General features: G+C 47.5%; 10 protein-coding genes. 8 read left to right on the forward strand and 2 right to left on the reverse strand.

The genetic code is table 11. The annotated features are described in order from the left end of the window. Nucleotides 1-1004: 1004 nt before the first annotated feature. On the reverse strand, nt 1005-2435 hold the full coding sequence (gene cysS / locus Q0256_RS04695) for a cysteine--tRNA ligase (protein WP_297960532.1): 1431 nt from the start codon (nt 2433-2435) through the stop codon (nt 1005-1007). Next, nucleotides 2422-3819 carry a murein biosynthesis integral membrane protein MurJ gene (murJ, locus tag Q0256_RS04700; protein ID WP_297960535.1) on the reverse strand — a complete coding sequence of 466 codons (1398 nt, stop codon included), beginning with the start codon at nt 3817-3819 and terminating at the stop codon, nt 2422-2424. The genes cysS and murJ overlap by 14 nt, the downstream gene beginning before the upstream one ends. Before the next feature lie 80 nt (nt 3820-3899). Here murJ and Q0256_RS04705 point away from each other — a divergent pair, with 80 nt between their 5' ends. The 8 genes from Q0256_RS04705 to Q0256_RS04740 all read left to right on the forward strand — a co-directional run bounded on the left by Q0256_RS04705 (nt 3900) and on the right by Q0256_RS04740 (nt 10345). Next, entirely contained in the window at nt 3900-5003 is a 1104-nt protein-coding gene (locus Q0256_RS04705) for an ABC transporter permease (protein ID WP_297960538.1), read from the forward strand. Continuing rightward, entirely contained in the window at nt 5000-5770 is a 771-nt protein-coding gene (locus Q0256_RS04710; protein WP_297960541.1) for an ABC transporter ATP-binding protein, read from the forward strand. Before Q0256_RS04705 ends, Q0256_RS04710 begins: the two co-directional genes overlap by 4 nt. Before the next feature lie 473 nt (nt 5771-6243). Further along, the gene (locus Q0256_RS04715; RefSeq protein WP_297960544.1) at nt 6244-7173 is read left to right on the forward strand and encodes an MlaD family protein; all 930 of its coding nucleotides are present in this window, start codon (nt 6244-6246) and stop codon (nt 7171-7173) included. Between the two features lie 2 nt (nt 7174-7175). Beyond that, nucleotides 7176-7739, forward strand: a complete 564-nt coding sequence (locus tag Q0256_RS04720) for a hypothetical protein (protein ID WP_005870378.1) — start codon at nt 7176-7178, stop codon at nt 7737-7739. Continuing rightward, the gene (ruvA, locus tag Q0256_RS04725; RefSeq protein WP_297880004.1) at nt 7736-8290 is read left to right on the forward strand and encodes a Holliday junction branch migration protein RuvA; all 555 of its coding nucleotides are present in this window, start codon (nt 7736-7738) and stop codon (nt 8288-8290) included. The genes Q0256_RS04720 and ruvA overlap by 4 nt, the downstream gene beginning before the upstream one ends. Nucleotides 8291-8313: 23 nt before the next feature. Beyond that, nucleotides 8314-9345, forward strand: coding sequence for a D-alanine--D-alanine ligase (locus Q0256_RS04730; protein ID WP_297960547.1), 1032 nt, complete (start codon nt 8314-8316; stop codon nt 9343-9345). 60 nt (nt 9346-9405) lie between these two features. Next, the gene (locus Q0256_RS04735) at nt 9406-9624 is read left to right on the forward strand and encodes a type II toxin-antitoxin system Phd/YefM family antitoxin (RefSeq protein ID WP_177389042.1); all 219 of its coding nucleotides are present in this window, start codon (nt 9406-9408) and stop codon (nt 9622-9624) included. Then, nucleotides 9614-10345 carry an alpha/beta hydrolase gene (locus Q0256_RS04740; RefSeq protein ID WP_297960550.1) on the forward strand — a complete coding sequence of 244 codons (732 nt, stop codon included), beginning with the start codon at nt 9614-9616 and terminating at the stop codon, nt 10343-10345. The genes Q0256_RS04735 and Q0256_RS04740 overlap by 11 nt, the downstream gene beginning before the upstream one ends. Nucleotides 10346-10460 lie beyond the last annotated feature (115 nt).

Genomic DNA, 10460 nt, shown 5'->3' on the forward strand with positions numbered 1-10460 from the left:
TTTAGAATTTCCAAACCCCAAAATTTATGAAATTTTAGAATTTACAATCCCAAAATTCTTTAAATTTTAGAATTTAGGCCGCGAGGCAGCACAAAATTTGCGCGACGGCGCGGGGCTAATTTGCGCTTCGCAAGCTCACTAAATCAACTCGCTCGCATGCGGCGACCGTGCGGACGACGCCGAGATTTAGCTTTTTTGTTTGCCGCTTTTAAAGCGTAAAGCGCTTTAAAATGGCTTTTGCGCATCGCAGAGCGGTTTTTACATTACCATTTTTAAAGCGCAAAGCGCCTTAAAAGCGAGCGAGTTTTTATTCATCGCGATTTCTAAACACTTTCGCACGCTATAAGCGTTAAATGCTTTGAGGCGCCATAAAAACGCTACAAAGCGCCGTATCGTAATTACACCGCGTTGTATCGCGGCTTCGCATCGCCGCGCTGCATTGCTCTTTCGCACCACCGCACTACCTATAAAATCGCGGCCTGCCTTGCGCATTAGCCACTATATCAACAGCGTTACCGAATGAAATCGTGACTTTCGTCGCTGCGCGCACCCGCGTACAATATCGCCGAATAAAAATCGCGCCAAAATTTGCACGTTGCGGCAGCGCATTCCACTGTACCTAGTCGCATTAAAATTTACGCACAGGTGCGCCGCAGTGTTACTTTCACTATGTTGCATCGCAACTCTGCATCGCTAATTGCCGATAAAAATCGCACTGAAATTTACGCACAGACGGACCGTAGCGTTGCCGCTGTACCGCGCTATATCGCGCTGCCGCATCAGCCGCGCCGACGAATGAAATCGCTATCCGCCTTGCGCCTCTGTCGCTGCGTCACGTCACGCATCGCTCCGGCACCGTATTACTAAATAAAATACGCCGCCGTATCACAATGCTTCAGATAAAAATCGCACTGAAATTTTCGCGCGGATTGGCGTTCGGATTTACGCTTTGTATCGTAAAAATCACAAAATTTAGCGTAAAATTTTACGATAAATTTTACGTTTTATTCCGCTGCGACCTCCCAAACGGTGCCGCCAGGCGTATCCATCACTTCGATCTTCATATCCGTAAGGCGCGCTCTGATGGCATCCGCGCGCGCAAAGTCCTTTTCCGCTTTCGCCTGCGCGCGCTGTTTTATCAGCTCCTCGATCTGCGCTCTTTGCTGCTCGCTCACGCCGAAGCGAAAGTATTCGGTCTCATCCTCATATAAAATTCCGAGCGTCTGCTTTGCAAACTCCAAATTTGCAGCGATACGGGCTTTTAGCGCCTTGTCTTTTGGTGCGCGATCGAGCGCTTCGTTCGCGCTTGCTACGAAGCTATCAAGCACCGCAAGCGCGCCTGAGGTGTTGAGATCATCGCTTAAAAATTCCATCATCTCCGATCTAAATTTAACCTCCGCAGCAGGCAGCTCGGACGCGAAATTTTGCCCTGCAGCGGGAACTAAAACGTCACGGACGCGCTTTTTAAGGCGGTAAATTTTATCTAGCCTCTTTTTGCTCGCAAGCAGATCGGCTATCGAGTAATTAAAATTTGCCCTGTAATGCGAGCTTAAAAGATAAAATCTCAGTGCCTCGCCTGGTGCGATTTTTAGGGCGTCTCCTACAAAAAAGGAGTTGCCGAGGCTCTTGCTCATCTTTTCGTTATTCACCTGCACGAAGCCGTTGTGAAGCCAGTATTTGCTTAGCGCTCTATGGCGGGCGCAGCGGCACTGCGCGGCTTCGTTTTCGTGATGCGGGAAGAGCAGATCGGCGCCGCCTGCGTGAATGTCGATGCAAAATTGCGGATCGCCGCTATCAAGGTGCGCCAAAATCATCGCGACGCACTCGCTGTGCCAGCCCGGGCGCCCTTTGCCAAACGGGCTATCAAACCAATTCTCGTCAAATTTCCACAGCACGAAGTCCTTCTCGTCGTGCTTGGCATCGTTTGAGGCGACGCGGGCGATGTTTTTGCCGGCACCCTCTTTTTTACCGCTAAGGCTTAGATAATCCCCGTCCTTGCGCGTGTCGAAGTAGATACCGTCACCGGCGATCTCGTAGGCAAAGCCTTTTTGAAGAAGCGAGGATATGAGCTCGCAGATCGCGGCGATATTTTCGGTCGCCTTGGGCGAAATGCTCGCGTCCGCGACGTTTAGCGCGCTCATATCCTGCAAATATCTGCGGGTATAAAATTCCGTGATCTCCTCGAGGCTTTTGCCGCTCTGCGCCATCTTTTTTAAAATTTTATCGTCGATGTCGGTGAAATTTCGCGCAAATTTAACCTCATAGCCCTCCGCTTGCAGTACGCGGCGCAGCAGATCAAAGCTTACGGCGCTTTTTGCATGCCCAAGATGCGCGTCGTCATAGACGGTCGGACCGCAGGCGTAAATGCGCGCCAGCCCCTCGCTAATGGGCTTAAACGGGAGCTTCTTTTTGCTTAAACTATCATAAATTACCATAATACAAGCCTTTTAAAATGTATAAAATCGCCGCTTCGCCCGCACAAAGCGCCGCGATCGCAATAATTTTTTTTGCGCGGATTATAGCTAAAAAGTTATTAAATCCAAAAAAATAGAGGTTGAAGCCGAGCAGAAACGCCCCCGTTATCGTGCTTGCAAACGCAAGTCCCACCGCACCGAAGGGTTTAAAAAACAGCGCGCACAAAGCGACGTTTATAAAGACGCACCAGATCGAAATTTTCGCGCTTAGCTTCTGCTTCATATTTGCATACAACCAGTGCGAAAAAATCCTAGACAGCCCAAACGGCACGAGCCCTACCATATACGCGCCGAGAACCGCGGCGCATTCGATGGAATTTTGACGGGTAAATTCTCCGCGCTCAAATAGCAGCTGCGTGATCTCGTTTCGCAGCATCACGCCGCCTATCGCAGAGAGCCCGAGCAGCGCCAAAAGGAAGTAAAATCCGCGCTCGACAAGCGCCAGAGCCTGCGCGTCGTCGTGAGCTTTTACGAATTTGCTCATTCGCGGAAAGATTGCCGTGCTAAGCGCGATCGCAAAAAGCGCCAGCGGCAGCTGAAATATGCGGTTGGCGTAGTAAAGATAGCTGATACTGCCGCTAGCAAGGAAGCTCGCAAAAAAGGTATCTATAAACGAGCTTAGCTGAAGCGCCGATGCGCCGAGCACGCCTGCGAAAAAATTTTTATAAAAGCCCTGCGTCTGCGGTTTATCGCCCCGTGCAAGCCGTGCAAAGCCGCCCGCTAAGACGCGCAGCATGCCGGTAAACTTCAGCGCATAAACGTGCACCGCAAGCTGTAAAAGCCCGCCCGCTACGACGCCGAAGCTAAGATAGAGCACCGCCGAGGCGCCGTCTTTGCCGCGAGCCAGCAGAAGCGCCGCTATCATCGCTAAATTTAAAAGCGCGGTCGAAAACGCCGTCGTAGCGAAGTGGTCGCGGTACTGAAGCAGCGAAGCAAAGAGCGTAACGACGAAGATAAATGTAAGGTAGAAAAAATTTATCCGCACGTACGGCACCGCAAGACCGATCTGCTCGGCGCTAAATCCGTATGCCAAAACTTTAGTAAAAACGGGCGCGGCAAGCAGCACGAGCGCCGTTAAAAGCGCGATGAAAACGCTAAATTTAATAAGCACCGCTGCGGCAAAAATTCCTTTTTTGCGCGCGGCGGTAAAGCTAGGCAAAAACGCCTGCGTAAAGGCTCCCTCGCCGAATAGTCTGCGGAAAAGATTGGGTAGTTTAAACGCTACGAAAAACAGATCGCTGTAAATCCCCGCGCCCAAAACCGATGCGGTAAGCAGGTCGCGCACGAAACCCAAAACTCGCGAAACCAGCGTGCCTGCGCTATTTGTAAAAAAGCCTCTGAGCATAAATCTCCATTAAATTTTATAAAATGCCAAGGTTGATTATATTATAATTTCCCCTATTTTTTGATTTTGGAGAGAAATTTTTGCGGAATTTAGCCTTTTCGCTCGAAAGCTCGGGCGGGAAAAACACCTTATCGCTACGCGGGCAGTGGAACTATAAAAGCTCGCGCTCCCAGCTACTTGCGCTAAAAAAAGCGGTAAAAAATTTAAACGAGCTGGAGCTAAGCTTAAGCGAAATTTCAAATTTAGACTATTTCATGGCGCTGATGATCAAAAACGCCCTTGCCGGCAAGCGGGTTAGCCTTGTGGAGGATAGCAGCAAAGCTGCCAAAATTCTAAGCTTTATGGATGATAAAACGATCGATTTTAGCTACGTACCCGAATCTCGCAGGCTAAATTTTTTAGCGCAGATCGGACTTTATTGCCATCTTGGAATTTTAGGCTTGCTAAGCCTTGCAAGCTTTTTGGGCGAGTTTTTCTCCAAACTCGCAGCTTTTATAATTCATCCGATGAAATTCCGCTTCAAAGAAACCGTAAATTTCATCAAAGATAGCGGCATAGACGCGCTTTTCATCGTCTCATTGACGGCATTTTTGATCGGTATCGTGCTTGCTTACATAGGCTCGGATATGCTTTCTAAATTTGGTGCCAGCATCTACATCATCGATATAATGGGAGCTTTGACGCTTCGTGAGGTAGCGCCTCTATTAGCTGCTATCGTTATCGCGGGTCGCTCGGCTTCGAGCTTTACGGCGCAGATCGGCGTGATGAAGATCACCGAAGAGATCGATGCGATGAGGACGATGGGCTTTGATCCGTTTTATTTTCTTGCGATGCCGCGCATTATCGCGATGGTACTAATCATGCCGCTAGTCATTTTTATCGCAGATTCGGTAAGTATTTTTGCTCAGATGATAGTGTGTGACGCGTATTTAGACATAGCCTTTAGCGATTATTTGGATAGATTTAAGGCTTCTGTAGAGCTTAGGCATTTTTTAGTGGGTATGATTAAAGCGCCATTTTTCGGAGCGTTTATCGCTATCATCGGTTGCATGCGGGGTTTTGAAGTAAAAGGAAATACTCAAAGCATCGGCGAATACACCACCATTAGCGTCGTAAACGCGATATTTTGGGTTATCGCGATCGACGCGGTATTTGCGGTTTTGTTTTCGGAAATCGGACTATGAGCGAGCAAGTGCAATCCAGCGAAACCTCCAAAATCATAGTCGCGCGCGATGTTACTACCGCGTACGGATCGCGCGTTATGCACGATAGCGTGAGCTTTAGCGTCAAAAGGGGCGAAATTTACGGCTTTTTAGGCGGCAGCGGCAGCGGCAAAACGACGCTGATGAAAACGCTCATATTTTTAAAGCGCCCGCAAAGCGGCGAGATTAAAATTTTCGGGCGCGATATTTGGCGCGCAAGCGAAGCAGGGCAAAACGAGATCCGCCTAAAATGCGGCGTGATGTTTCAGTTCGGCGCGCTTTACAGCTCGATGAGCGTGCTCGAAAACGTAGGCGTGTTATTGCGCGAATACTCTAAATTTAGCGAGCGCGAGATAGATGAGCTATCGATGTTTTGGATCCAAAAGGTGGGGCTTAAGAAGGAGGCCGCCGCGCTTAGGCCAAACGAGCTTAGCGGCGGTATGAAAAAGCGCGTGGCGCTGGCTCGCGCGCTAGCACTTAGCCCTGAAATTTTATTTTTGGACGAGCCAAACTCGGGGCTTGATCCGCTCAGCGCCAGAGCCCTTGATAGGCTTGTTTGCGAGCTTAGAGACAGCCTCGGCGTTACGGTCGTGATGGTGACGCACGATGTGGATAGTATCTTTGACATTTTGGATCGGTTTTTGATCGTGGATAATCAAAAAATCGCCTTTGAAGGAAGCATCGAGGAAATTTCAAGCCTAAAGAATAACCCGCTTGAAGAGCTATTTAAGATGCGGCAAAGAGATTAGGCTTTGAAATTTACCGAGCCGAAATACAGCTTGCGGCGGGTAAAATTTAGATAGGTAGGAGCTGAAATTTTAAAATAGCAGCGGAAGAATTTTAAATTTTAAACCTAGCGAGGAATTCCGGGCTCCGCAGGGCTTAAATTTTAAAATTTAGACCTTAGCGGCTCAATCGAAATTTTAAAATTTAGGCGGGTCGTATTTAGGCGCATTTATTGGATAGCGCATTTAAATTTTAAAATTTAAACGAGCAAGCAGCGCTAAATTAAACCGGGGCGGTAGAATTTTACGCTAAAATACGGCGCGGCGATATTTTGAAATTTCAAAATGCACGCTAAGCTTTAAAATTTAAACTCAGATGATTCTGCGAATTTTGCGGCTATTTGAGAAAAGGCTAAGTTTTGAAATTTAAGCCCAAATGGCTATTTTAAGGCATATCGCAGGGCTTAAATTTTACGCTCTGAAATTAGGAGAAAAGATTGGAAAATAGAACTTCATACACGATAGTAGGCGCATTTGTTATGATCTGCGTCGCGGCTCTTACGGCGTTTATGTGGTGGATGCTTACTAAGACCGACCGCGGCGAGAGCTACCGCTCCTACTATATTCACACAAAAGAGCTTCCCGTAGGCATTAAGGAGAATTCCGAGGTTAAATTTATCGGCGTAAATGCGGGCATCATCAAAAGTATCGACTTTGCCGATATCGAAAATGCGATTATTGAGATTGAAATTTCGGTAAAAAGCAAACTGCCGATCTCGCAAGATAGCGTCGCTAAGGTAGAATCTCAAGGCATCAGCGGAATCGCGTTTATAAATATCACGAAAGGAAGTGGCAAACTTTTCCCGCCGAATGATAAAAAGCCGATAATTGCGCTGGATAAAACGCTTCTTGATAAAATCGGCTCTAAAGCTGAAGTCATCACCGATAGCGTGAGTGAGATGATCTTTAAGATTAATGGGCTGTTGTCTAAGCAAAATACCGATAAAGTGGATAGAATTCTATCTTCGATGGATAAATTTAGCGCCGAGTTAAGCGATGAGAAAAAATTCCAAAGCCTAGACGCACTGCTTGCTAACGTAAATACTCTCATAGCAAATTTAAACGAGCGCGAGAAGGAGCTAGACGCGCTACTAGATAATCTAAACGCCTTTGCCGTGAGTGCTGCCAATCTATCGAATTCACTGGATAAAACCGCAGGCATCATCACTAAGCGTATCGATCGCGGCGAGTACAATCTAAAAGCGATCTTGGATCCTACGCTTGAGGAGGCAAAAAACACTCTTCGCGAGCTAAAAAAATCGCTTAGAGAATTCCAAGGCGCGATGTTTAGGCTAGAGGACAATCCTTACGATTTCTTTTTCAAAGACACTTCTAAAGGCGCGGATCGCGACGATAAAAAGGAATAAAGATGAAAAATTTTATAAAGTTTACGCTTGCTGCGACGCTGGCGGCGATATTTTTAGGCGGCTGCTTAGCCAAGCAGGCTAAGCCATACACCTACTACGAGCTGCGTTATGATCAAAAGCGCTGCGTAAATCCTAGCGGCGCGCGCAAAAATATCTTTATCGACACCATCACGGCGACCGATCTCGTCGATAGACGGGATATTTTAATAGTGGATTTTAGAAACCGAACGCGGTTCGCAAGCGACGCCAAATTTATCACTATGCCTAGCGAAATGGTATATAAGGCGCTACTTGATGCGGCATTTTCCACCTGCTCGCTAAATCCGATCTTCGTGCCAAAAGAGCGGGATTTGCGCCTAAAAACCAGTATCGTAGCGCTTCAGATTAATAACGATCAGGCAACCGTCACGATGGGATATGAAATTTTAAATTCTTTAGAAAGCATAAAATCAGGCATCGTCACTAAGCGCGTTTTCGTGCCTGATCCTAGCTCGCAAAGCATTTATAATGCTCTAAATTTAGCGCTTAATGAGAGTATAAATGAAATTTTAAAGGCTCTTAGATGATAGCGGCGATCGAAGGGATTATAACGCGCAAGGAGCCCACTGCTTGCGTCATTAAATGCGCTAGCGGCGTGAGCTACGCCCTTTCATTGTCATTAAATACCTCCGCGAAGCTCACGCAGGGCAGGCTGACCGAGCTTGCGTGCGTGCAAATTCTGCGCGAGGATGCCGATTTGCTGTATGGGTTTTTAGACGAGAGTGAAAAAAGGATGTTTGAAACTCTAATCAAGCTTAGCGGTGTAGGTGCAAGCACGGCGATGGCGGTTTGTTCGACGCTCGCTCCGCAGGATTTCGCGCGTTGCGTAGCTACGGGGGATGCTGCGACGCTAACTTCAGTTCCGGGCATCGGCCCAAAGACCGCTAGACGGATCATTGCCGAACTAGGCGATGCGAAGCTAATGGAATTCGGTCCTAGCGAGACTTATAAAAATGAAGCGGCATCCGCGCTACAAAGCCTTGGATTTAAGCGCGATAAGATCAATCAAATTTTAGCGGGATGCAGCAGCACGAATACGTCAGATCTTGTCAAAGAGGCGTTAAAAAAATTAGCGTAGAAAATAAAATTTGAAGGAAAACAATGAAATTTGGCTTAGTTTTTGGAGCTCAAAGCTATGAGCACGAAGTAAGTATCATCTCGGCAATTGCCGTTAAAAATGCCCTAAAAGGCTGGGACTTGGAGTTTGTATTTTGCGATAAAAATCGTAAATTTTACCGCATCGAGGATAAAAATATGCGCGCGGCATATTTTAAGCAGGGCGGCTATGCTAAAGCAAAAGAGCTTAGTATCGGTGCGGGCGGATTTTTTGAGAGTGGAATGTTTAGCAAAAGCATGCTAGAAGTCGGCACATATATCAATCTAATCCATGGCTGCGACGGCGAGGATGGCAAAATGGCAGCGCTATTTGAGTTTTTTGGCATCCCTTATATCGGACCTCGCATCGAAGCTAGCGTGCTAAGCTATAATAAAATTTTAACCAAGCACCTAGCTGTAATCGCAAATGTAAAAACTCTGCCGTATGAGATCGTAAATCGTACCAGCCTGCCTAATTTTAATTTTCCGATCATCGTTAAGCCCGCTCATTTGGGCTCTAGCATCGGAATTTCTATAGCCAAGAACGAAAGCGAGTTTAGCTACGCGCTGGATCAGGCTTTTGAGCTGGACGACAGCGCGATCGTAGAGCCGTACTGGGAAAACGTAAAGGAATTCAATCTCGCAGGCGCTAAAATAGACGGCAAAATCGTATTTTCGAACATCGAAGAGCCAAAAAAAGAGGGCTATTTAAATTTCGATCGTAAATATTTGGATTTTTCGCGTAGTGGCGCGATCGAGCCCGCTCGTCCTGGCGCTTTGCTAGAGGGCAAGATGAAAGATGCCTTTACGCGGCTTTATAACGCAGGATCATTCGATGGCGCGCTCATTCGCTGCGATTTTTTTGAAAAAGAGGGCGAAATTTATCTAAACGAGATAAATCCAAATCCTGGCAGCCTTGCAAACTACCTATTTGACGATTTCCCCGAGATCTTAGCAGCTCTTGCTTCGTCGCTGCCGCCGATGAGACAGATCCCTGTAAGCTACGAGCTGATCACCAAAATCACCGCTAATAAGTAGCCAATCGTTTAAAATTTTACGCTAAATTTTGCGTAAAATTTTACTTCAAAAGGTCGAGTTATGATAAATCAAGACGAAATTTACACCGCTACCGAGATCGTGCGCAACTTCAGCACCGTTTTAAACAAGATCAAAAATCAAGAGATCAAAAAAGCCCTGATCGTCAAAAATAACAAATTTGAAGCCGTAATGATCAGTATGAGCGAGTTTGAGCGGCTCGAAAAAGCAGTCGAGCTACTCAAGGCCGTTTACGCCAAAAGGAGCGGCGGTGGCGAGTAAGGAGCTCGTCTGCGGCGGCGATAGCTACAAAATCAGCTACGAAATTTCAAACTTGCAGCGTGAGCAATACATCCTGATTCTGCACGGCTGGGGCGCAAACAAGGCGCTTATGTCTAGAGTTTTTGCGGACAAATTCCGCCGTTACGCGTTAGTGTGCGTCGATCTGCCGGGATTCGGCGCAAGCTCGCAGCCCGCGCGCGCCCTTGGCAGCGAGGATTACGCGGAGATTATGCGCGCCTTTATCGCAGCTTTGGGCAGGCAGCCTGCAGCGATCATGGGGCACAGCTTCGGCGGCAAGATCGCAACGCTTTTGCGCCCGCAAAACCTCATACTGCTAAGCAGCGCCGGTATCATCGAACCCAAGCCCTTTGCCGTGCGCGCCAAAATCGCGATTTTTAAAATTTTAAAAAGACTTGGACTGGCGGGGCTTTGGCGCGCGTTTGCGAGCAAGGATGCCGCAGGTATGAGTAAGACGATGTATGAGACGCTAAAAAACGTCGTAAATGAGGACTTCCGCGATATTTTTTCCGCGCTAAGCCCGCAAAATGCGCTCATCTTTTGGGGCAAGGACGATCGCGCCACTAGTCTAAAAAGCGGCGAGTTGATCCACTCGCTCGTCAAAAATAGCAAATTTTATCCGCTGGCGGGGGATCACTTTTTCTCTCTGCAGAGCGCGGATTTTATCGGCGAGCAGATCGAAAAGGAGCTTGGCAGCAGCTAAATTTAACGATTTGGCGCCGCGCTAAATTTAAAACAAAACGTGCGGCGTTTGCGCGTAAAATCCGCCCGCATGCCAAATATTTACTGCGGGCGGGTAAATTTTGCGGGCGTCTTGC

The organism is uncultured Campylobacter sp. (assembly GCF_937949835.1).
Taxonomy (GTDB): domain Bacteria; phylum Campylobacterota; class Campylobacteria; order Campylobacterales; family Campylobacteraceae; genus Campylobacter_B.